Raw genomic sequence first — 21,896 nt, forward strand, 5'->3', positions numbered from 1 at the left:
GTCAGGCGACGGCACGCGTCGACGCGGCGGATGCCGGCGTGACGATCGGCGCCGGACCAGGGGCGTAGCGTGAAGCCATGGATCACGGAGGCACCCCCGTCACGAGCGCGGCCGAGCTCGAAGAGATCATCGGCCGGCCGCTGCAAGCCGCCCTCGACAAGTCCCGCGATCGGCTGCACGATCTCGATCGGCAGTGGCTCGCGGCATCCCCCCTCTGTTTCATCTCGACCGCCGATGCCGCCGGAAGCGCCGACGTCTCGCCCAAGGGCGACCCGGCCGGTTTCGCGATCGTGCTCGACGACACGACGATCGCGATTCCCGAACGACCCGGTAACCGCAGGGCCGACGGCTTCCACAACGTGCTCGAGAACCCGCACGTCGGGCTGCTCTTCGTCATCCCCGGCCGCGGTGACACGCTGCGCATCAACGGCCGCGGCCGTGTTCTGCGCGACGCGCCGTACGCCGATCGCATGCGGGTGCGCGGGCACGAACCCGCGCTCGTGCTCGAGGTCGCGATCGATGAGATCTTCTCGCACTGCTCGAAGGCGTTCCTGCGGTCGCAGACCTGGAAGCCCGAGACCTGGAACCCCGAGGCCGCGCCCCGCCGCGCGGTGATCGCGCTGGCGCTCGAGCGCCCGAGCGCCTCGATCGAAGAAATCGACGCCTACTACGGCCCCGCCTACGACGCGAAGCTCTACGGCTGACCCGCGCCCGCGCCCTCGCCCCTCTCGTCCGCCGAGTGTTAACGGTCGGCCGCCGAGCACGCCCTGCAGCGGCATCAGTCGACGGCGACCGTTAACCCTCGGCGAAGGGTTGGCACCCGCCGCTCACGCCAGCTCGTGCCCGTCGAGCATCTCGGCCACGAGCGCCGCGATCGCCGAGCGCTCCGACCTCGTGAGCGTGATGTGGGCGAAGAGCGGATGCCCCTTCAGCGTCTCGATCACGCTCGCGACGCCGTCGTGGCGGCCGACGCGCAGGTTGTCGCGCTGGGCGACGTCGTGGGTGAGCACCACCCGTGAGTTCTGGCCGATGCGGGAGAGCACGGTCAGCAGCACGTTGCGCTCGAGCGACTGCGCTTCGTCGACGATGACGAACGCGTCGTGCAGCGATCGCCCGCGGATGTGCGTGAGCGGCAGCACTTCGAGAAGCCCACGGTCGATCACCTCTTCGAGCACGTTGTCGCTGACCACCGAGCCGAGCGTGTCGAACACGGCCTGGCCCCACGGGTTCATCTTCTCGCCCTGGTCGCCCGGCAGGTAACCGAGCTCCTGGCCGCCCACCGCGTAGAGCGGACGGAACACCATGATCTTCTTGTGCTGCTGGCGTTCAAGCACCGCCTCGAGGCCGGCGCAGAGCGCGAGCGCCGACTTGCCGGTGCCGGCCCGGCCGCCGAGTGAGAGGATGCCGATCTCGGGGTCGAGCAGCAGGTCGATCGCGAGCCGCTGCTCGGCCGAGCGCCCGTGCAGGCCGAAGACCTCGCGGTCGCCGCGCACGAGCCGCACCTCGCGCTGCCCCACGACCCGGCCGAGGGCCGACCCCCGGTCGGAGTGGATGACGAGACCCGTGTTGATCGGCTGCTCGAGGTCGGCGGCGACGGTCAGGTGCTCGTCCTCGTAGAGCTTGGCCATATCGTTCGATCCGAGGTCGAGCTCGGCCATGCCGTGCCAGCCCGAGTCGATCGCGAGCTCGTGCCGGTACTCGGCGGCGTCGAGGCCGATCGAGGCGGCCTTCACGCGCAAGGGCAGGTCCTTTGAGACGACCGTGACCGCGAGGCCGTCGTTGGCGAGGTTCATCGCACACGCGAGGATGCGGGAGTCGTTGTCGGAGAGCCTGAGCCCCGACGGCAGCACGCTCTGGTCGCTGTGGTTCAGTTCGACGCGCAGCGACCCGCCGTCACCGACCGGGATCGGGAAGTCGAGCCGCTCGTGCTCGATGCGCAGCTCGTCGAGGATGCGCAGCGCCTGGCGGGCGAAGTAGCCGATCTCGGGGTCGTTCCGTTTCGCCTCGAGCTCCGTGATCACGACGACGGGCAGCACGACCGCGTGCTCGTCGAAGCGGAACAGTGCCTTCGGATCTGACAGCAGCACCGAGGTGTCGAGCACGTACGTGCGCTCCTGCTGTGCTGCTGCTGCGCCCGCCACAACGTCACGTGCTGCATCGGTCGAGTTGGAGGTAGAGAGTGACACGCCAGCTCCCGCCCCGAGCCTCAGCTCGGCATTCCGCGCCGGCGGCGAACCTCCCACGAGCGGTTCGAGCCGACTCGATCGGACACCTTGCCCGATGCCTCCGACGCTACGACGGCACCGGCGAATCGGCCCGAGCGACACGCGGCGGGTCACCTTGCGTTCACATTCGAGCGATGGATGCCGCGGCTCCCGCCGCCCGCTCAGTACGAGGCTGCGGTGCTGTACGAGACGAAGGCGGCGCGCAGCATCTCGAGCGTCTCCTCCGACGTCGCGGCGTGCACCGACAACCGGATGCGCCCCTGCCGCATCGACGCCGTGACGCCGTGGTTGTGCAGCGAGGCCGTGAGCAGGGTCACCTGCTCGGTCGGCGGTTCGAGCACGACGATGCCGGCGCGCTCGCGCTCATCGCGCGAAGAGACGACGGCGATCGCGAACTCGTCGGCGAGCGCGATGGTCTGGCTGACCCGCTCGGCGACGGCCGCGTTGATCGCGGCGACGCCGACCCGGTCGATCTCTTCGAGGCTCGCGGCGAACCTTGCTTCGGCGATCGGGTCGGGGTTCGAGATCCGAAACGCTCGGGCGTCGGGCGCGGGCGGCGGTACTTCGCCCCACGGCTCGACGACCTCGGTGCCGGTGAATCCCGAGAACACCGGCGTCAGCTGCTCGATCGCACGCGCAGACAGCGCCATGAACCCTGTGCCCCACCCGGCACGGCACCACTTCTGTCCGCCGCTCAGCACGACGTCGGCGACCTGCCACGGGGCATCCACGACACCGAAGCCCTGGATCGCGTCGACGATCAGCAGGCGGTCGCCGATGACCTGCCTGATGCCCTCGATGTCGCACAGGTAGCCGGTGCGCGAGTCGACGAGGCTCACGGCGACGGCGGCGACGTTCGACTCGAGCTGTTCGCGGATCTGGCCGGGCGTCACCTTGCCGTGATCGGTCTCGAGCCACACGGGCGTCACGGTGTGCAGTGCCTCTTGCGCACGCACCGCTGCGATGGGCAGGCTCGGAAACTCCCCGGCCGAGAGCAGCACACCGCCGGTGAGGCCGAACATGGCGTGCATGACACCCGTCGTCGTGTTGGGCTCGAAGACGATCTGCTCGGCGTCGAACCCGGTGACGGCCGACACCGCTGCCCGCACGCGACCGTCTTGCTCGTGGATCTCGTCGAGGCTGCCGTGCCGCGCTCGCTGCAGCACTTGGGTGAAGACGAGCGACTCCTCGGCCGCGGCCGTCGAGAGCGGCCCAACCCTGCCGTAGTCGAGGTACCCGGGCTCTTCGGTGAACCCCGCAATGAAATCGTCGATGGTCACGTGTGCGTGCCCCCTTCGTCGAGGCGATGATGGTCGGCCGGCCACATTTCTTCAGAATGTACCGGGTCTGTCAGAGGATCGAAGCGTGCGCCTCACCCGCCGAAGCGGCGATGACGTTTCGTGTAGTCGCGGAGCGCGCGCAGGAAATCGACCTTGCGGAGGTCGGGACCGAGGGCCTCGACGAAGTAGAACTCGCTGTGGGCCGACTGCCAGAGCATGAAGTCGCTCAGCCGCTGCTCGCCCGAGGTGCGGATGACGAGGTCGGGGTCTGGCTGCCCGCCCGTGTAGAGGTGCTGGCCGATGAGGTCGGGCGTCAGCCGCTCGGCGAGGTCGTCGAGGCTGCGCCCCTCGGCGTGATGCTCGGCCACGATCGAGCGCATCGCGTCGGTGATCTCCTTGCGACCGCCGTAGCCGACGGCGAGGTTCACGTGCAGTCCGTGCTTGTCGGCCGTGCGGTGCTCGGCGGCGTCGAGGGCGGCGATGAGGGGTTCGGGCAGCCCGGCGTCCGAACCGACGTGCTGCACCCGCCAGTCGCGGTAGTGCGAGAGCTCTTCGGCGAGCTCGGCGATGATCTCGATGAGGTCGGCGAGCTCGGCCGACGGGCGGTTGCCGAGGTTGTCGCTCGAGAGCAGGTAGAGCGTGACCGTCTTGATGCCGGCATCGTCGCACCACTCGAGGAACTCGCGCATCTTCGCCGCGCCGGCGCGGTGGCCGTGGGCCGCCGTGTCGTAGCCGAGCTGCTTCGCCCAGCGACGGTTGCCGTCGATGATCATCGCGACATGGCGCGGCACGGCCGCCGGGTCGAGTCCGCGCCGAAGCCGGTTCTGGTAGAGGCGGTAGAGAAGGCCGCGACCGAGGGGCTGATCGCTCGTCTGCACGGCACTACGCTACCGCTCCGAGGCGTCCGGCACTCGCAGCAGCACCGCATCGCCGCTCGCGGCCCACACTCACAGCCGGTCGTGATCGGCGAGGCCATACGCTGTGAGCATGACCTCGAAGCGCCGCCGCGCATCACAGCACGCCGTGGAGGATGTCGCGGAAGAGCTCGCGCGCCCCGTCGCGGAGGCCGACCCCGGCGACCTCGCCGTCACGCGCGGCGACCACGGCCCCGATCTGCCGAACATCCCCCTGCTCGACGACTCGCTCGCCCACCCCGAAGAGGTCAAGCCGACGTGGCGCGGCTGGATCCACGCCGGCACCTTCCCGGTCACGATCGCAGCGGGCATCGTGCTCATCGTGCTCGCCGAGGGCGCCCCCGCCAAGTGGGCCTCGGCGGTCTTCGTGCTCTCGTCGATGCTGCTCTTCGGCAACTCAGCCCTCTACCACCGCTTCAACTGGAAGCCGAAGACGAAGCTCGCCCTCAAGCGCATCGACCACGCCAACATCTTCCTGCTGATCGCGGGCACGTACACGCCGCTCGCGGTGCTCGCGCTGCCGCCCGACAAGGGATGGTTGCTGCTCGGCATCGTCTGGGCGGGGGCGCTCGCGGGCATCGGGTTCCGCGTGTTCTGGATCGGCGCGCCGCGCTGGCTCTACGTCGCGCTCTACCTGCTGCTCGGCTGGGCGGCGGTGATGTACATGGGCGACCTGCTCGCGGCGAACGTCGCGATGATGGTGCTCGTGATCGTCGGCGGCCTGTTCTACACGGGCGGCGCCATCGTCTACGGCCTCAAGAAGCCGAACCCGTGGCCGGGGGTCTTCGGCTTCCACGAGATCTTCCACACGTGCACGGTGCTCGCGTTCATGTGCCACTGGACGGCGACGCTGCTCATCGCGATCGCGCCCGTCTACCACGTCGGCTGAACCGCCTCGGGTGGTCGAGTAGCGAGAGCAGCTCCGGTGGTCGAGTAGCGAGCGCAGCGAGTGTATCGAGACCCGCGACGCTTCGAGACCCGGTCAGCGAGCGGATGCCTCGTCGGGCCCGTCATCGCTCGGACCCGGCTCTGCGGGCGGCAGTGTGCCCGAGGCATCCGTCGCCTGACCGTCGGCCTCGGCGAGTTCGGCGTCGCGCGCCTCGGCCTCGAGCTGCTCGCGCACCTCGATGCGGTAGTTGGTGCGACGGATGCGGCGCACCATGTCGAGGATCAGGAGCAGCACCACGACCATGATGAGGAACGTGATGACGAAGCCCCAGATGCCGGGCGTGACCGTGTTGGGGTCGAACTCCTCGTCGTCTGCTGCCAGAACGGTCAGGGCTGAGACGAGCATCGGACTCTCTTTCACGCTTGCACGGATTCGCGCCGGCCAGTTCGCGCCTGCACGGGCGGGCTTCGGCCTGCGCCGGGCGCGTTAGGCTGGAATTCAAGCCTAGACGATCGACCTCGAAGGAGCCCGCGGTGACCGCGCCCGAGAACGCCGCGATCGACGAGCATGCTGCGCTCGACGAACGCGCTGCGCTCGACGAACGCTATGGGCGCACCCGCACGCACCGCAGGCGCGACCGTCTGCTGCTCATCGGCGGCGCCGTGGCCTTCGCGATCGTGCTCGTCGCGTGGGTCGTGTGGGCGGGCCTCGACGGCCAGAAGCCGCAGATCGAGGTCACCGACACCGGCCACCGCCTGATGAACGACGAGCGTATGGTGGAGGTCAGCTGGAACCTGTCGGTGCCGCCCGGCAACGACACCGCGTGCGTCGTGCAGGCCTTCAACGAGGACTTCACCGTCGTCGGCTGGAAGGTCGTCGAGATTCCGGCGTCCGAACGCCACATCCGCACCATCACCGAGACGGTGCGCGTCGCACAAGAGGCCAACACCGGTTTGATTTACGGCTGCTGGCTCACCTAACATGGGGCATTCGCTCCGACATCCGTCGGGGCGACACGTCTATACCCGGTGCAGCCGAGGCTGCACTCGTTCGACACGGGAGTGTGCATCATGGCCCAGGACGTCTCCGTCACCTGGCTCACCCAAGAGGCGTACGACCGCCTCGCAGCGGAGCTCGATCACCTCTCCACGCACGGCCGCGAAGAGATCGCCAAACGCATCGAGTCGGCGCGCGAAGAGGGCGACCTCAAAGAGAACGGCGGCTACCACGCGGCGAAAGACGAGCAGGGCAAGATGGAGGCCCGCATCCGTCAGCTGAAAGAGCTGCTGCGCACCGCCGAGGTCGGCGACGCCCCCGAGTCCACCGGTGTCGTCGAGGCCGGCACCGTCATCACCGCGGTCATCGCGGGCGACGAAGAGACGTTCCTCATCGGCAGCCGCGAGATCGCGGGCGACTCCGAGCTCGACGTCTGGAGCACGCAGAGCCCGCTCGGCGCCGCGATCCTCGGTCTGAAGATCGGCGACGCGACGAGCTACACCGCGCCCAACGGCCGCGAGATCGCCGTCGAGATCACGCGCGTCGAGACCTGGGGCGGCCAGTAGGCCGCTGCGCCGTCAGCGCACACGAGTCGGATGCCTCGGGGCAGCGCCCGCCCCGCGGCATCCGTTATTCGTTGTCGACGACCGGCTCGTAGCCGGCGCGTCGCAGCACGTCGACGACCTCGGCCCGATGCTCGGGTCCGCGGGTCTCGACCGAGAGCTTGAGCTCGACCTCGGAGATCTGCAGGCTCGAACCGTGCCGCGTGTGCAGCACCTCGATGACGTTCGCGTTCGCCTCGGCGAGCAGTTCGGCGATGCGGGCGAGCTGGCCGGGCCGGTCGGGCATGCCGATGCGCAGCGTGAGGTAGCGGTCGGAGGCGGCGAGACCGTGCGCGATCACGCGCTGCATGAGCAGCGGGTCGATGTTGCCGCCCGAGAGCATCGCGACGACCGGGCCGTCGGAGGCCACTTGCCCCGTCATGATCGCGGCCACCGAGACGGCGCCGGCGGGCTCGACGACGAGCTTCGCGCGTTCGAGCAGCACGAGCAGGGCCCGCGCGATGTCGTCTTCCGAGACGGTCACGACCTCGTCGATGGCCTCCCGGATGATCTCGAAGTTGAGCTCTCCGGGCCGGTAGACGGCGATGCCGTCGGCGATCGTCGGCACGACGGGCACCTGCTGCGGGGCGCCGGCCGCGAGCGACGCGACGTACGGCGCTGCGTTCTCGGCCTGAACGCCCACGACGCGGATCGTGCGCCCCAGCTGGGCCGCGCGCTGCTTGGCGGCGCTCGCGATGCCCGCGGCGAGCCCGCCGCCGCCGATGGGCACGACGATCGTCGCGACGTCGGGGGTCTGTTCGAGGATCTCGAGGCCGAGGGTGCCCTGGCCGGCGATGACGTCGGGGTGGTCGAACGGCGGGATGATGACGGCGCCGGTCTCGTCGGCGAACGCGGCGGCGGCCTCGAGCGTCTCGCCGACCGAGTCGCCGCGCAGCACGACGTCGGCACCGTAGGCCTTGGTCGCCTCGAGCTTCGGCAGCGCGACGCCCACCGGCATGAAGATCGTGGCGCGGATGCCGAGCTCACGGGCGGCGAAGGCGACGCCCTGCGCGTGGTTGCCCGCAGAGGCCGCGACGACGCCGCGCGCGCGCTCGGCCTCGGTCAACGCCGAGATGCGGTGGTACGCGCCGCGCAGCTTGTACGAGCCGGTGCGCTGCAGGTTCTCGCACTTGAGGTAGACGGGCACGCCGAGCAGTCGGGCGAGGAATCGGGAGGACTCCATCGGCGTCTGCCGGGCGACGACGGAGACCACGCCCCGCGCGCGCTCGAAGTCGGCGAGGTTGGGCCCTGCGATCGTGGGGGTGGTGCTCACTCGTTCATTCTCCTCGCGTGAAGCCGGGTCGTTGCGGCACGGTGCGCCAGAGCGCCGATCGCGGCGCCGTCGGCGGCGGATCCGCCTCGTGCTTCCACGCACCGCCCGAGACCGAGAGGATCATGACGTTCACGACCGCGGCGACGGGCACCGCGAAGAGCGCGCCGGGGATGCCGGCGACGAGCGACCCGGTCGCGACCGCCACCACGACGCCGAGCGGGTGCACCTTCACGGCCGTGCCCATGATGAGCGGCTGCAGCACGTGGCCCTCGACCTGCTGCACGAGCAGCACGATGCCGAGCATGATCGCGGCCGGCCAGAGTCCGCTGTACACGAGGGCAACGAAGACGGCGAGCGCGCCCGTCAGCACGGCGCCGACGATCGGGATGAACGAGCCGAGGAAGACGAGGATCGCGATCGGCACGGCGAGTGGCAGACCGAGGAAGTAGGCGCCGAGCCCGATGCCGATCGCGTCGATCGTGGCGACGAGGATCTGCACCCTCACGAAGTTCTGCAGCGTCGCCCAGCCCGCCCTGCCCGCATCGTCGATCGCGACGCGCCCGCGCCGCGGGAAGATGCCGACGATCCAGTTCCAGATCCCGCGCCCGTCGATCAGGATGAACAGGGTCGCGAAGAGGGCGAGCAGCAGGCCCGCGAGGAAGTGCCCGAGGGTCGAGCTCAGCGACAGCGCGCCGTTCAGCAGCAGGCCGCTGTCTTGCTGCAGTGAGGTCACGATCTGGTCGACCCAGTCGTTCAACTGCTGCTCGGTGATGTGCAGGGGGCCGGTGAGCAGCCAGCCGCGGAAGTCGTCCCAGGCGATGAGCGATTGCGCGGCGAGTTCATCGGAGCCGCGCACGATCTGCGAGATGCCGAGGGTGAGCAGGCCGCCCACCACGATGAGCGCCGAGAGCATCGCGGTCATGACGGCGAGCCACTTCGGCCAGCGATGCTTCTGCAGGAAGCCCGAGAACGGCACGAGCAGCGCGCCGACGAGCACGGCCACGAGGATCGGGATGACGATCAGGCGCAGCTGGATGACCAGGAAGACGACCACCGCGAGCACGCCGCCGATGAGCAGCAGTCGCCACGACCAGCCGGCGGCCAGTCGCACGCCGAACGGGATGCTGTCGGCCACTTCGCGCGGCGCGTCGCCCGTCGGCCGCGCCGACTGCGACGTCGGTGCCGCGCTGCGCGACAACCGGCTCCGTTTCCGCCCCGTGGAGTCCGCCATCGCTCCAGTCTAGGTGCGCTGTATGGCCGAAACGGCATGGGCGAGCGGATGCCGCGCGCTCGCGCCGCACGTCGCGGTGTCGGTGGCCCCCGCTATCGTCGAGGCAAATGGTCGACGTCATCAGCCCCGCCCTCGCCCGCCGCATCGCACTGGCCGCGCAGGGATTCGCCCGCCCGCTGCCCGAGGCGCCCGGCACGCGTGCCGTCAACGGCGTCATCGATCGCCTCGGCCTCTTGCAGATCGATTCGGTCAACGTGTTCGAGCGCAGCCACTACCTGCCGGCGTTCAGCCGCGTCGGCGCGTACGAGCGCAGCGTGCTCGACCGCATCACGACCGGGCGTCGCGGTCGAATGGTCGAGTACTGGGCGCACCAGGCGGCCTACATCCCCCGCGAGCTCTGGCCGCTCTTCGACTTCCGTCGAGCGGCGTTCCGGGCGAACGGCAGCGACTGGGGCGGGTGGGTCGCCGAAGACGCGCCACTGGCCGCGTGGCTCACGTCGGAGCTCGCCGCGAACGGCCCCATGCGGGCGAGCGAGATCGAACACGACGCCAACGAACGACGCGGCCCGTGGTGGGGCTGGTCCGACGTCAAACGCACACTCGAGATGATGTTCCGCACGGGCGACGTCGTGTGCGTCGAGCGGCGCCGCTTCGAGCGCGTCTACGCGTTGCCCGAACAGGCGCTGCCCGCGGAGCTGCTGGGCAGCGCCCCGGCCGAGGCCGACGCCGTGCGAGAACTCGTCGGGCTCGCGGCATCCGCTCAGGGCATCGCGACCGAAGCCGACCTCGCCGACTACTGGCGCATGAAGCGTGCGCCCGTGCGGCAGGCGATCGCCGAACTCGAAGAGGCCGGCGTGCTGCTGCCGGTCGAGGTGCCGGGCTGGCAGACCGGGGCGCGGCAGACGCCGGCGTGGCTGCACCGCGACGCGAAACGGCCGCGACGCATCGAGACGGCGGCGGTGCTCTCGCCGTTCGATCCCGTGGTGTGGTTCAGGCCGCGCACCGAGCGGCTCTTCGGCTTCCACTACCGCATCGAGATCTACACGCCCGAGCCCGACCGCAAATTCGGCTACTACTCGCTGCCGGTGCTCATCGACGACCGGGTCGTCGGCCGCGTCGATCTGAAGAGCGACCGACAGGCGGGCGTGCTGCGCGTGCAGTCGGCGTGGAGCGAGCCCGGGGCGCCGGCCGACACCGCCGCACGTCTCGTGCCCGTGCTGCGACGAGCAGCGGCGTGGCAGGGCCTCGACGAGGTGACCGTCACGGGCCGCGGCGATCTCTCACCCGCGCTGGCCGCTGAGCTCCACACCGCGGCCTGAGCGGCTCGCCGGGCGTCTGCCGGCCGACGGGCCCGACCTCACATCAGGTGCCGCACGAAGAACCTCGCCGCGTCCTCCCCCGCGAACTGCGGAACCCCGGTGTGCCCGCCCATGTTGGCCTGCAACGTCTTCTCACCGGAGGCGAAGGCGTCGAAGAGGTCCAATGCCAGCTGCCGGTCATTGCCCTGGTCGTCCCACTGAAGCAGCACGTGCAGCGGAATCGTGACCTGACGGGCCTCGTCGAACATGGAGCGCGGCACGAAGCTCCCGGCGAAGAGACCGGCAGCCGCGAGGCGCGGTTCGGTCACGGCCAGTCGGATGCCGATGGCGATCGGCCCGCCCGAGTACCCGACCGGGCCGCGGACCTCGGGCAAGGCGAGCAGCGCGTCGAGGGTGGTCTGCCACTCCGGCACCGCCTTCTCGACCAGCGGGACGACCAGCCGGTCGACGATCTCGTCGACCGGGTCTCCGGCAGCCAGGGCCCGGTGCAGGTCGGCGCGGGCCAGTTCAGCGTCGGGCAATCGATTCCGGTCGCCGCCGCCTGGGAGCTCGATGGTGGCGGTGGCGAAGCCGTCCGCCGCTGAGTGCCGGGCTCGCCCCGCAAGTCGTGGATGCATCTGGCGCAGTCCGCCGGGGTGGCCCATCAGGATCAGCGGCGCCGGTGCGGACGGGGACGCCGATGCGGGCGTCCACAGGATGCCGGGGATGTCGTCGAGGGTGAACCCGCGTTCGAGAACGCCGTCGTCGAGGAGTCGTTCAGAAGTGAATTGCATGGTCGTGCCTTTCGGGAGTGCTCGGTGAACGGCGCTCCCGGACGACCTATCGCCCGACCGTGACCCCGAAGAGGAGCACCCACGTCGATTCGTTCACGGGTACCACCTCCTTCGTCTCTCGCACGGACCTCGGGAGACTAGCAGTGCTCACCTCGGCCCGTCAACGTCTAGAACGCCCCGCCCATCTCTTCGAGCCGCTTGACGCGGTCGGCGATCGGCGGGTGGGTGGCGAAGAGCTTGTCCATGATGCCGGGCTTGAGCGGGTCGGCGATCCAGAGGTGGGCCATCGACGAGTTCTGCCGCTGCATCGGCCGACCGTAGGTCTCGAGCTTCATGAGGGCACGGGCGAGCGCGTCGGGGTGACGGGTCGTCATCGCGCCCGTGGCATCGGCGAGGTACTCGCGCTGGCGCGAGACGGCGAGCTGCACGAGGCTCGCGACGAGCGGCGCGATGAGCATCGCGACGAGGCCGAAGATCATGACGATGGGGTTGCCGTTGTTGTTGCCGCGGCCGAAGAACGCCATGCGCACGAGCATGTCCGAGATGAACCCGACCGCGACGACGAGGCCGAAGACGACCATCGAGAGGCGGATGTCGTAGTTGCGCACGTGCCCGAGCTCATGGGCCATGACGCCCTCGAGTTCGGCATCGTCCATGATCTCGAGCAGGCCGGTGGTCGCGGCGACGACGGCGTGCTCGGGGTCGCGGCCGGTGGCGAACGCGTTCGGCGCGGGGTCGGCGATCACGAACACGCGCGGCATCGGCGTGCCGGTCGTGATCGAGAGGTTCTCGACGGTGCGCCAGAGCCTCGGGTGGTCGGCCTTGGAGTGCAGCTCGACCGCGCCCGACATCGACAGCGCCTGCCGGTCGGCCGTGAAGTACTGGAACAGCGCGTAGGCGGTCGCGATCACGAGCGTCACGACGACGATCGTGACGTCGTGGTAGATGACGGCCGCGAGCCAGCCCAACCCGCCGATGATGGCCAGGAAGAACAGGATGATGAAGACGGTGTTGCGCTTGTTCTTCGCGATCGCGCGGTACAACGCCGGCCCTTAGAACTGCACGCGCGGCGGCTCTGCGATCGCCGCGGGCTCCGTGACCTCGAAGAAGTCGCGCTCGTGGAAGCCGAGGCTGCGCACGAACAGGGTGTTCGGGAAGACCTTGATCTTCGTGTTGAGCTCGCGCACGCCACCGTTGTAGAACCGCCGCGAGGCCTGGATCTTGTCTTCGGTGTCGACGAGCTCGGACTGCAGCTGCAGGAAGTTCTGGCTGGCCTGCAGCTGCGGGTACGCCTCGGCGACGGCGAAGATCGACTTCAGCGCCTGCTGCATGTGGTTCTCGGCGGCACCGGCCTCTGCCGGTCCCTGTGCCGAGAGCGTCTCGGCACGCGCCTTGGTGACGGACTCGAAGACCGATTTCTCGTGCGCCGCATAGCCCTTGACCGCCTCGATGAGGTTCGGGATGAGGTCGGCGCGGCGTTTCAGCTGCACCGTGATGTCGCTCCAAGCCTCGTCGACGCGCACGTTCAGCGTGACGAGGGAGTTGTAGGTCGCCCAGAGGTAGATGCCGATGATCACCACGAGCGCGACGACGATGATGACGGGGATGAGCCATTCCATGGCACGGACTCCTAAGCGCTCTTGGCGATGGGTTGCTGTGCGTCGATTCTACCGAGCGAGGCTCCGTACGAGCTGTGCTTCCCATGAGACTCGGAGGAACCGGAGGGCGATCTCCGGGCATAGGCTCAGGCTGTGACGGAGCACTCGGAGCACCCCGAGCGCCGCGGGCGGGGTCGCCCGCGCGGCGCGAAGGCCGGCGACACCCGCGCTCGCATCCTCGCGGCGGCGACGGCGGAGTTCGGCGAGCACGGCTACGAAGCCGCCTCGGTTCGGGCGATCGCCCGACGCGCCGGCGTCGACCCCGCCCTCGTGCACCACTACTTCGACGGCAAGCGGGCGCTCGTCGCCGAGGTCGTCGAGGTGCCGTTGCGACCCGACCTGCTCGTGGGCGAGGCGCTGGGCGCCCCGATCGACGAACTCGGCGGCCGGCTCGTGCGGGCGGTGGTGACCGCGTGGGACTCGGCGGCCGTGCGACCTGCCGCCGTGGCCGCGCTTCGTTCGGCGATCGGGCAGGGGCCCGTCTCGCGCATGATCCGCGAGTTCCTGCGCCGCGAGATCATGCTGCGCATCGCGGCGGCACTGGGCGACGACGACGAGGCCGAACTGCGCGCCGAGCTCGCGGCCTCGCAGCTCGTCGGCATCATCATGATCCGCTACGTGCTCGAGTTCGAACCGCTCGCCTCGATCGGCGTCGACGAGCTCGTTCGGCGGGTCGGCCCCTCGGTGCAGATGCACCTCACCGGGCGTCCGGAATCGCTTGACAGCGGGGCGCCGGCGGCGAATGATTCAGCACATGATGAATAAGACGGATGCCCCCGCTCGTGCTGCATCCGGCGCCGCCGTCATCGTCGAGGACCTGACCGTCGTCCGCGGCGGCGGGCCCGCGCTCGACCGGCTCTCGCTCGCGGTGCCGCGCGGCCACATCATCGGCCTGCTCGGCCCGAGCGGGAGCGGCAAGACGACCCTGATGCGCGCGATCGTGGGCGTGCAGCTCGTCAACTCGGGCACGATCGAGGTGCTCGGGCTGCCCGCGGGCAGCCGCGCCCTTCGCACCCGCATGGGCTACGTGACGCAGCAGGCGAGCGTCTACGACGACCTCTCGGTGCGACAGAACCTCGCGTACTTCCGGCGAACCATCGGCGCACCGGCATCCGATGTCGATCGGGTCATCGACCGCACCGACCTCGGGTCGGTGGCCGGCCGCCTCGTCGGCTCGCTCTCGGGCGGGCAGCGCAGCCGCGTCTCGCTCGCCGCGGCCCTGCTCGGCGCGCCCGAGGTGCTCGTGCTCGACGAGCCCACCGTCGGACTCGACCCCGTGCTGCGGGTCGAGCTGTGGGCGTTGTTCCGCAGCCTCGCCGACGACGGCGTGACCCTGCTCGTCTCGAGCCACGTCATGGACGAGGCGAAGCGCTGCGATCGCCTGCTGCTGCTGCGCGACGGCGCGCTGCTCGCCGACGACACCGTGCGCGGCGTGCTCGAGGTCACCGGCACCGACGACATCGAAGAGGCGTTCCTGCGCCTCATCGAGCGCGGCGAACGCGATCTGCGCCCCACGAGCGAGACGGAACCGCAGCGATGAACCTCACCCGCACGTTCGCGACCGCCGGGCGCGTCCTCGGCCAGATCCGTCACGACCCGCGCACCGTCGGCCTGCTGCTCGTGGTGCCGAGCCTGCTCATCGGCCTCGTCGCGTGGATCTTCGTCGACACCGACCTCTTCACCGACATCGGTCCGGCGATGATCGCCCTCTTCCCGTTCACCGTGATGTTCCTCGTCACGAGCATCGCGACCCTTCGCGAGCGCCGCAGCGGCACGCTCGAACGGCTGCTCTCGATGCCGATGGGCAAGGGCGACTTCATCCTCGGCTACGCCCTCGCGTTCGGTCTGCTCGCCGTGTTCCAGACCGCGATCGCGGTGGCGTTCGCCGTGTGGGTCTGCGGGCTCGAGATCGCGGGGTCGATCTGGCTGCTCTTCGCCGTCGCGGTCGCCGACGCCCTGCTCGGCACGGCCCTCGGCCTGCTCGCGAGCGCGTTCGCCCGCTCCGAGTTCCAGGTCGTGCAGTTCATGCCGCTGCTCGTCTTCCCGCAGATCCTGCTCGGCGGCATCTTCATCCCGCGCGACCAGCTGCCCGAGGCGCTCGAGGTGATCAGCGAGTGGTTGCCGCTGAGCTTCGCGATCGATGCGCTGCGGGCGGTCGCCGCCGACTCCGAGAGCGCCGAGTGGATCGCGGCGAAGCTGCTCGTGATCTGCGCGTGGATCGTCGGCTCGATCGTGCTCGGCTCCATCACCCTGCGCCGCCGCACGGCCTGACCTGCAGCGCCGCCCGCCCCGCGGCATCCACCCCTGCCCTCGTGCTCCGCGCTCCTCCGCGCTTGCTCTCCGCACTCGCTCGCCGCACTCCTCCGCGCCGCATCCACAGGCTTGTAGGACAATGCCCGCTGTGTAGGACGCTGACCTCGACGCACGTCCTACACAGCGGGCAACGTCCTACCTTGCCGCGCGTGCGGGGGCGAGAAGGTGCGGGGAACGAGAGAGGTGCGGAACAAAAGAACGAAAGAGGGGGGAGAGGGGTGCGGTCAGGCGCCGAGCACTCGGTCGAGGTAGGGGTTCGCGAAGCGGCGCTCGGGGTCGAGTTCGTCGCGCACGCGCACGAAGTCGTCGAAGCGCGGGTAGACCTCGCGCAGCGACGCGGCGTCGCGCGTGTGCATCTTGCCCCAGTGCGGGCGCCCGCCGTAACCGCGCATGATCGCCTCGACCGCGGCGAAGTACTCCGTCGGGTCCTCGCGGAAGTAGCGGTGCACTGCGATATAGCCCGACTCGCGCCCGTAGGCGGTCGAGAGCCAGTTGTCGTCGGATGCCGCGGCGCGCACTTCGATCGGAAAGCTGATGCGCCACCCCGTGCGCTCGATGAGCGCGCGCACCTCGCGCAGGGCGTCGGGCACGGCCGCGAGCGGCACCGCGTACTCCATCTCGCGGAACCGCACCGTGCGGTTGGTGATGTACACCTTCGGTGAGAAGTCTGCGAAGTCGCGGTCGCCCGAGACCCGCTCGACCTGGCGGGCGAAGCCGGGGATGACGCCGGGGGCCACCGTGCCGAGCGCGCAGACGCCGCGGAACAGTCCGTTGGCGAGCATCTCGTCGTCGACCCAGCGCGAGACTCGGCCGAGTGGCCTGCGCGGGGCGTCGCCGGGCAGTCGGGTGTTGGTCTTCGTCATCGCGGCGTCGGTGTGCGGGTGCCAGTAGAACTCGAAGTGGTCGACGGCGCGCACGCGCTCGTCCCAGCCATCGAGCACCTCGCCGAGCGATTCGGGCTTCTCGACCGCGTGCAGCACGTAGCGCGGCACGAGCTGCACCGTCACCTCGACGAGCACGCCCAGTGCGCCGAGGCCGAGGCGCACGGCGGGCAGCAGTTCGGGGCGCTCGGTGTCGCTCACGGTGATGAGCTCGCCCGTGCCGGTCACGAGGCGGGCGGCGACGATCTGGGTCGCGAGGCCGCCGAAGGCGAGGCCTGTGCCGTGCGTGCCGGTCGAGGTCGCCCCGGAGATCGTCTGCCGGTCGATGTCGCCCATGTTCTCGAGTGCGAGGCCGTACGGAGCGAGCAGCTCGGGCAGTTCGTGCAGCCGGGTGCCGGCGCCGAGCGTCACCCGGCCTGCCGCGACATCCGCGTCGACGACGCCCGAGACGTCGGTCATGTCGAGCTGCACGCCCGGCGCGACCGCGATGCCGGTGAAGCTGTGGCCCGAACCGACGGGCTTGATGCGCAGGCCGGATGCCGCGGCGGCCGTGACCGCCCGCTGCACCGCCTCGGCCGTGGCCGGGCGCTCCACACGAAGGGGCCGCACCGACTCCGTGCGACCCCAGTTCTTCCACACTGCGCCCGTCGCTGTCACAGGAACGCCTTCCCTTCTCCCCGATACGTCGGGACGGTGTCGACGACGTCGCCCGAATCGATCAGGGCGAACTCGTTCAAATGCTCGGCCAGCTCCCCCGACTTCGTGTGGCGCAGCCACACTCGGTCGCCGACCTTCATGCGGCGGGCGGCGTCGCCGCTCACCGGAGTCTGCACTTCGCCGGCCATCTCGCGCGGCTCCATGACGAGGCCCTCGGGCCAGACGATCTTCGGCAGCCGGTCGCCGGCGGGCGGCCCCGAGGCGATCCAGCCGCCCCCGAGGATCGTCGCGTGGTCGCGGCTCGGTCGGCGCACGATGTCGAGCGCCCACGCCGCGGCCGGTGCCGGCGTGAAGTGGCGGTACCCGTCGAAGAGGTGCCCGCCGAAGATGCCGGAGCCGGCCGCGATCTCGGTCACCGAGTCATCCGCCGCCGTGGCCTCGAGCGAGCCGGTGCCGCCGCCGTTGACGAACTCGAGCTGGGCGATCTCGCGAACGGCGGCGACCGCGCGGCCGCGGCGTTCTCGCAGCTCGGGCATCGAACGCGACTGCATCCAGCGGTTGACGGCGCCGTCGACCGGGCGGCCGGCGGGCTCGTTGACGACTCCCGCGATCTGCGCCTCGTAGGCCATCATGCCGACGAGTTCGAAGCCCGGGCGCTTCACGATGTACGCGGCGAGCGCGGCGGCGTCTTCGGGCGCGTGCACGGGTGAGCGGCGAACGCCGAGGTGCCCGAGCAGCGGCGCGTTCCACGACGCGTCGAGCTCGAGGCACACGCGGATCGTCTCGCGCTTGCCCGGCGGCAGCACGGCGTCGACGAGATCGAGCTGCGCGGGCGAGTCGACCATGAGCGTCACGCGTCGCGCGAGCTCGGGGTCGCTCGCGAGTCGGCGGATCGCCGCCCGCTCCGCCGTCGGGTAGCCGACCACGACATCGTCGACGGTCGCCGCGAGCCACAGCGCCTCGGCGAGCGTGTACGCGAGCACCCCGTGGTAGCCGGGCATGGCCAGCAGCGCTTCGATGACGCCGCGTACGCGCAGCGACTTCGAGGCGACGCGAATGGGCGTGCCGTGCGCGCGGCGCAGCATGTCGAGGGCGTTGTGGCGCAGCGCGCCGAGATGCAGGGCGCCGACGGGTGCATCGAGGTGGGCGGTGGCCGAGGTCAGCGACGGCCAGTACCGTTCGGGGTGCAGCCAGTCCGAGGCATCCGATGCCGGAGTGCCGGTCTTCCGCAGGTCGAGGGTCGTCGGCGGGGTCATCAGCGCACGCTCCTGACCCTGGCCACGGCGAAGGCGCCGGCGAACGAGAACGCGCCGCCGAGCAGGAACACGAGCATGAACGAGCCCGAGACCACGACCGCGGCGGCGCCGATCATCGGGGCGATCGCCTGCGGCACCGCCGAGGCGATGTTCATGATGCCGAGGTCTTTGCCGCGCGAGGCCGCGTCGGGCAGCACCTGGGTCGCGAGCGCCTGGTCGACCGAGAGGAAGCAGCCGTATCCGAGGCCGAGGAGCCCGGCACCGACCATCGCGACCGTGAGGTCGGGGAAGAGCCCGAGCATGAGCGCCGCGACGCCCTGCAGCCCCGAGGCGATGAAGACGAACATCTTGCGGCGGCCGAGCTTGTCGGAGAGCTTGCCGAGCACGAGCGAGGCGAGGATCACGAACACCATGTAGATGAGCGTGAGCACGATGAGGTCGTCTTCGGCATTCTCGTCTTTCAACTGGAACATCAGGAAGTACAGCAGCAGGCTCGTGCCGAGCGCGTTGCCGACCGAGACGAGCACGCGGCTGAGCAGGGTCCAGCCGAAGTCGGGGTGCTTGCGCGGGTTGATCCAGAACCCGGTCAGGATGCTCTTGGCGGTGACGCGCTCGCGCTCGGTCGGCGCCAGCGGCTGGTCGGCGCGGAACAGGAACGGCACGGCCAGCACCACGAGCACGACCGCGAGCAGGATGTAGCCGAGCGAGGCGTCGGTGACGAGTTCGGTCACGAGCACGAGTCCGACGATGATGCCGACCGCCTGCGGCGCCGACATCCAGCCCGAGACGAAGCCGCGCTGGTTCACGGGCACCTGATCGGAAATGGTCGCGGTGAGCGCGGCGGTCATGATGCAGAATCCGACGGATGCCGCGACCCACGTCGCCCCGATGGCCCAGATCTCGGTCTGCTGCCCGAGCACGACGAGCGAGAGCCCGAAGACGACCGCGCCGATCGCGATCCACGGGCGGCGACGACCGAACCGCGAGGTCGTACGGTCGGAGAGCGCACCCGTGAGCGGGTAGGCGATGATCGTGGCGATCGCGGCGATGCCCGAGATGACGCCGAACGCGACGACGCTGTCGACCCAGTTGTCGGGCTTGAGCTGCGCGTCGATCTGCGCGGGCAGCAACAGCTGCACGGGCGTGAGCTGCGCCATCCAGATGCCGAGCCAGACGGTCGCGAACGAGGCGATCCAGCCGGCCGAGACGCGGCGGACCGGCTCGCCGAGCGCGGCGGTCTTGGGGTGCGCCTGGTCGTGCACGGAATCGAGGCGCGTCATCGGGGCTCGGCCATTCTCGAGAGGGCGTCGGCGGCCGCGTGCGCGACCGACCGTGCGACATCGTCATCGCGAGTGACGAGCCACGTGAGGGTGAGCCCGTCGGTGAAGGCGATCAGCACGCGGGCGACCTGTTCGACCGGTGTGGTCCAGACGGCGCCCACCACTTCGGCGGCGGCCGTGAGCGACTTCGCGCCGAGCTCGGTGTACCGGTCGTATTGCGCGACGGCGAGCGGGTGCCGCTCGGGCGAGCGCAGCGCGTACTGGGTGAGTTCGAGCATCGCCTGCTCGTGCTCGGGGTCGGCGCGCAAGTGCTCGAAATAGCGCAGCAGGCCGGCCTCGAGCATGTCTCGCAGGTCGTGGCCGGCGAGATCGTCGGGCAGTACCGCCTCCTGCTCGCGGGCGACGACCGTCGTGATGAGCTCGTCGATGAGCTCGTCGCGCGAGTCGAACGCGTAGTGGAAACTCGCGAGCGACATGCCCGCTTCGGCGACGATCGCCCGGGTCGTCGCCTGCGCGATCCCGCGCTGCGACACGACTCGGAGCGCCGCCTGCACGAGTGCAGCGCGCCGCTCGGGGGCGGGAATGCGGGTCATGCGACTCCTTTCGGCACCTTCGACGACTGAAGTGGGACGATCGTCCCAGTCGCACCAGTATGCATCACAATCGACGGTAGCGGTAACAGCGCGCGGCGCTGCGCTCGGCACTACGCTCTATGCATGCGCCTCGGAGTCCTCGACGTCGGTTCGAACACCGTCCACCTCCTCGTCGTCGACGCCCACCCCGGCGCGCGGCCGATCCCCACCGCCTCGCACAAGTCGGTGCTGCGCCTCATGCGCTACCTCGAGCCCGACGGCTCGATCAGCGCCGAGGGCGTCGCCGCCATCATCGACGCCGTCGGCTCCGCGGCCGCCATCGCACGCGACTCCGCTCTCGACGAGTTCCTGCCGTTCGCGACCTCGGCGATCCGCGAGGCCGCGAACGGCGAAGAGGTGCTCGCCCGCGTCGCCCGCGAGACGGGCGTCGAACTGCAGGTGCTGCCCGGCGAAGACGAGGCGAACCTCACCTTCCTGGCCGTGCGCCGCTGGTACGGGTGGTCGGCCGGCCATATCCTGCTCTTCGACATCGGCGGCGGCTCGCTCGAACTCACCCAGGGCGACGACGAGGTTCCGGATGTCGCGCGGTCGGTGCCCCTCGGCGCCGGACGCTCGACCGTGGAATTCCTTCCCGACGACCCGCCCTCGGATGGGCAGGTCGCCCGGCTCCGGGCGCACGCCCGCGAGCTCCTCGCCGGCGAGGTGCCCGCGTTCCGGGCACTCCCCTCGCCCGAGCACGTCGTCGGCTCCTCGAAGACGATCCGCTCGCTCGCCCGGCTCGCCGGCCATCGCGTCGACGGCGTCGGCCCCGACGACCGAGCCGTGCTCACCCGGCGCGGCCTCGACGACTGGACCCCTCGGCTCGCACGCATCCCGGCCGACGCGCGGCCCGCGCTGCCCGGCATCACGGCCGACCGCACGTTCCAGATCGTCGCTGGCGCCGTCGTGCTCTCCGAGACGATGCGCGCGTTCGACGTCGACGAGCTCGAGGTCTCGCCGTGGGCCCTCCGAGAGGGCCTCATCCTGCGCCGCCTCGACCGGCTCGGCTGACGCGACGAGCTGACCGGTCCGACCGCCCGCCCGACTCGAGCGCCGCTCGCGGACACGCCGGCATCGATCAGGAATGGAGAAGCGCTCGGCCGCGGCATCCGCATAGCCTGACATCGACGCCCCGCTCGACGCGGCGGCACCGATGAAGATCCCGGAAGGACCACGAGCATGGCGAAGACCGACACGTCCGGAGGACTGAGCAAGGAAGAGCGCGACGCGGTCAAGCAGCGCGCGAAGGAGCTCCGCGAACAGGAGAAGGCGGGAAAGAACCGTGCCGCCGGCGACAAGGCGGTGCTCGACGCGATCGCCGAGATGGAGCCCGGGGACAAGCCACTCGCCGAGGGGCTCTACAAAGTCGTCACCGAGGTCGCGCCCGGCCTCGTGCCGAAGACCTACTACGGCATGCCCGGGTTCGCGAACGACGAGGGCAAGATGGTCGTCTTCATCCAGGCGGCCGCGAAGTTCAAGACCCGTTACGCGACGATCGGGTTCGAAGACCGGGCCAAGCTCGATGACGGCGACCTGTGGCCGATCGGCTTCGCGGTGCGCAACTGGACTCCGGCGGTCGAGGCGACGGTCACCGAGCTCGTGCGCAAGGCCGTCGGTTGACGGTGCTCCCGCTGGGACTCGAACCCAGACTGAGGCGATTTTAAGTCGCCTGCCTCTGCCGATTGGGCTACGGGAGCGCGGCGCCGCCCGGGAGGGC

At 70.2% G+C, this 21,896-nt stretch carries 23 protein-coding genes and 1 tRNA gene; 10 read left to right on the forward strand and 14 right to left on the reverse strand.

What is annotated here, in order from left to right; translation table 11 throughout:
* Positions 1 to 77 precede the first annotated feature (77 nt).
* Positions 78 to 704 carry an MSMEG_1061 family FMN-dependent PPOX-type flavoprotein gene (locus tag ACWGST_RS15015; RefSeq protein ID WP_452047471.1) on the forward strand — a complete coding sequence of 209 codons (627 nt, stop codon included), beginning with the start codon at positions 78 to 80 and terminating at the stop codon, positions 702 to 704.
* Between the two features lie 123 nt (positions 705 to 827).
* Here ACWGST_RS15015 and ACWGST_RS15020 read toward each other — a convergent pair whose 3' ends face one another.
* The 3 genes from ACWGST_RS15020 to ACWGST_RS15030 form a co-directional block, all read right to left on the reverse strand.
* Positions 828 to 2,141, reverse strand: coding sequence for a PhoH family protein (locus tag ACWGST_RS15020; protein WP_452047492.1), 1,314 nt, complete (start codon positions 2,139 to 2,141; stop codon positions 828 to 830).
* A gap of 245 nt (positions 2,142 to 2,386) precedes the next feature.
* On the reverse strand, positions 2,387 to 3,505 hold the full coding sequence (locus ACWGST_RS15025; protein WP_452047472.1) for an aminotransferase class V-fold PLP-dependent enzyme: 1,119 nt from the start codon (positions 3,503 to 3,505) through the stop codon (positions 2,387 to 2,389).
* A 92-nt stretch (positions 3,506 to 3,597) separates the two neighbouring features.
* Positions 3,598 to 4,383 (reverse strand): isoprenyl transferase, encoded by a 786-nt coding sequence (locus ACWGST_RS15030; RefSeq protein ID WP_452047473.1) that lies wholly within the window; start codon positions 4,381 to 4,383, stop codon positions 3,598 to 3,600.
* 109 nt (positions 4,384 to 4,492) lie between these two features.
* Between ACWGST_RS15030 and trhA the strand changes: the two genes are divergently transcribed.
* Entirely contained in the window at positions 4,493 to 5,308 is an 816-nt protein-coding gene (trhA, locus tag ACWGST_RS15035; RefSeq protein WP_452047474.1) for a PAQR family membrane homeostasis protein TrhA, read from the forward strand.
* Positions 5,309 to 5,401: 93 nt separating this feature from the next.
* On the opposite strand, the gene ACWGST_RS15040 is transcribed toward trhA, so the two are convergent.
* A complete protein-coding gene (locus ACWGST_RS15040; protein ID WP_452047475.1) occupies positions 5,402 to 5,713 on the reverse strand; it encodes a hypothetical protein in 312 nt (103 codons plus the stop codon).
* A 128-nt stretch (positions 5,714 to 5,841) separates the two neighbouring features.
* Here ACWGST_RS15040 and ACWGST_RS15045 point away from each other — a divergent pair, with 128 nt between their 5' ends.
* A complete protein-coding gene (locus ACWGST_RS15045) occupies positions 5,842 to 6,288 on the forward strand; it encodes a DUF4307 domain-containing protein (RefSeq protein WP_452047476.1) in 447 nt (148 codons plus the stop codon).
* A 90-nt stretch (positions 6,289 to 6,378) separates the two neighbouring features.
* Positions 6,379 to 6,870, forward strand: a complete 492-nt coding sequence (greA, locus tag ACWGST_RS15050; protein WP_452047477.1) for a transcription elongation factor GreA — start codon at positions 6,379 to 6,381, stop codon at positions 6,868 to 6,870.
* Between the two features lie 64 nt (positions 6,871 to 6,934).
* On the opposite strand, the gene ilvA is transcribed toward greA, so the two are convergent.
* Both ilvA and ACWGST_RS15060 read right to left on the reverse strand, forming a co-directional pair.
* Entirely contained in the window at positions 6,935 to 8,179 is a 1,245-nt protein-coding gene (ilvA, locus tag ACWGST_RS15055) for a threonine ammonia-lyase (protein ID WP_452047478.1), read from the reverse strand.
* Between the two features lie 4 nt (positions 8,180 to 8,183).
* Positions 8,184 to 9,410 (reverse strand): AI-2E family transporter, encoded by a 1,227-nt coding sequence (locus ACWGST_RS15060; RefSeq protein ID WP_452047479.1) that lies wholly within the window; start codon positions 9,408 to 9,410, stop codon positions 8,184 to 8,186.
* A 107-nt stretch (positions 9,411 to 9,517) separates the two neighbouring features.
* Between ACWGST_RS15060 and ACWGST_RS15065 the strand changes: the two genes are divergently transcribed.
* The gene (locus ACWGST_RS15065) at positions 9,518 to 10,729 is read left to right on the forward strand and encodes a winged helix-turn-helix domain-containing protein (RefSeq protein WP_452047480.1); all 1,212 of its coding nucleotides are present in this window, start codon (positions 9,518 to 9,520) and stop codon (positions 10,727 to 10,729) included.
* 38 nt (positions 10,730 to 10,767) lie between these two features.
* On the opposite strand, the gene ACWGST_RS15070 is transcribed toward ACWGST_RS15065, so the two are convergent.
* The 3 genes from ACWGST_RS15070 to ACWGST_RS15080 form a co-directional block, all read right to left on the reverse strand.
* Entirely contained in the window at positions 10,768 to 11,502 is a 735-nt protein-coding gene (locus ACWGST_RS15070; RefSeq protein WP_452047481.1) for a dienelactone hydrolase family protein, read from the reverse strand.
* A 167-nt stretch (positions 11,503 to 11,669) separates the two neighbouring features.
* Positions 11,670 to 12,545, reverse strand: coding sequence for a M48 family metalloprotease (locus ACWGST_RS15075; RefSeq protein ID WP_452047482.1), 876 nt, complete (start codon positions 12,543 to 12,545; stop codon positions 11,670 to 11,672).
* A 9-nt stretch (positions 12,546 to 12,554) separates the two neighbouring features.
* Complete coding sequence (locus ACWGST_RS15080; protein WP_452047483.1) at positions 12,555 to 13,121, reverse strand: LemA family protein; 567 nt, start codon at positions 13,119 to 13,121, stop codon at positions 12,555 to 12,557.
* A gap of 132 nt (positions 13,122 to 13,253) precedes the next feature.
* Here ACWGST_RS15080 and ACWGST_RS15085 point away from each other — a divergent pair, with 132 nt between their 5' ends.
* Genes ACWGST_RS15085 through ACWGST_RS15095 form a run of 3 tightly spaced genes read left to right on the forward strand, consistent with a single transcriptional unit; the run spans position 13,254 to position 15,431 of the window.
* On the forward strand, positions 13,254 to 13,925 hold the full coding sequence (locus tag ACWGST_RS15085; protein WP_452047484.1) for a TetR/AcrR family transcriptional regulator: 672 nt from the start codon (positions 13,254 to 13,256) through the stop codon (positions 13,923 to 13,925).
* Complete coding sequence (locus ACWGST_RS15090) at positions 13,918 to 14,700, forward strand: ABC transporter ATP-binding protein (protein WP_452047493.1); 783 nt, start codon at positions 13,918 to 13,920, stop codon at positions 14,698 to 14,700. The genes ACWGST_RS15085 and ACWGST_RS15090 overlap by 8 nt, the downstream gene beginning before the upstream one ends.
* The gene (locus ACWGST_RS15095; protein WP_452047485.1) at positions 14,697 to 15,431 is read left to right on the forward strand and encodes an ABC transporter permease; all 735 of its coding nucleotides are present in this window, start codon (positions 14,697 to 14,699) and stop codon (positions 15,429 to 15,431) included. Before ACWGST_RS15090 ends, ACWGST_RS15095 begins: the two co-directional genes overlap by 4 nt.
* Before the next feature lie 266 nt (positions 15,432 to 15,697).
* Here the strand turns inward: ACWGST_RS15095 and ACWGST_RS15100 are convergent, their stop codons facing one another.
* The 4 genes from ACWGST_RS15100 to ACWGST_RS15115 are packed head-to-tail and all read right to left on the reverse strand — an operon-like array spanning position 15,698 to position 20,140.
* The gene (locus tag ACWGST_RS15100) at positions 15,698 to 17,011 is read right to left on the reverse strand and encodes a D-arabinono-1,4-lactone oxidase (RefSeq protein WP_452047486.1); all 1,314 of its coding nucleotides are present in this window, start codon (positions 17,009 to 17,011) and stop codon (positions 15,698 to 15,700) included.
* Complete coding sequence (locus tag ACWGST_RS15105) at positions 17,008 to 18,267, reverse strand: amino acid deaminase/aldolase (protein ID WP_452047487.1); 1,260 nt, start codon at positions 18,265 to 18,267, stop codon at positions 17,008 to 17,010. The genes ACWGST_RS15100 and ACWGST_RS15105 overlap by 4 nt, the downstream gene beginning before the upstream one ends.
* Positions 18,267 to 19,547, reverse strand: a complete 1,281-nt coding sequence (locus tag ACWGST_RS15110) for an MFS transporter (protein ID WP_452047488.1) — start codon at positions 19,545 to 19,547, stop codon at positions 18,267 to 18,269. Before ACWGST_RS15110 ends, ACWGST_RS15105 begins: the two co-directional genes overlap by 1 nt.
* Complete coding sequence (locus ACWGST_RS15115) at positions 19,544 to 20,140, reverse strand: TetR/AcrR family transcriptional regulator (RefSeq protein WP_452047489.1); 597 nt, start codon at positions 20,138 to 20,140, stop codon at positions 19,544 to 19,546. The genes ACWGST_RS15110 and ACWGST_RS15115 overlap by 4 nt, the downstream gene beginning before the upstream one ends.
* A 123-nt stretch (positions 20,141 to 20,263) precedes the next feature.
* On the opposite strand from ACWGST_RS15115, the gene ACWGST_RS15120 reads away from it, so the two are divergent.
* Positions 20,264 to 21,190 carry a Ppx/GppA phosphatase family protein gene (locus tag ACWGST_RS15120; protein WP_452047490.1) on the forward strand — a complete coding sequence of 309 codons (927 nt, stop codon included), beginning with the start codon at positions 20,264 to 20,266 and terminating at the stop codon, positions 21,188 to 21,190.
* Between the two features lie 168 nt (positions 21,191 to 21,358).
* A complete protein-coding gene (locus ACWGST_RS15125) occupies positions 21,359 to 21,799 on the forward strand; it encodes an iron chaperone (RefSeq protein WP_452047491.1) in 441 nt (146 codons plus the stop codon).
* A gap of 3 nt (positions 21,800 to 21,802) precedes the next feature.
* Here the strand turns inward: ACWGST_RS15125 and ACWGST_RS15130 are convergent.
* Positions 21,803 to 21,876, reverse strand: a tRNA-Leu gene (locus ACWGST_RS15130).
* Positions 21,877 to 21,896 lie beyond the last annotated feature (20 nt).

The organism is Agromyces sp. NPDC055520 (genome assembly GCF_053619715.1).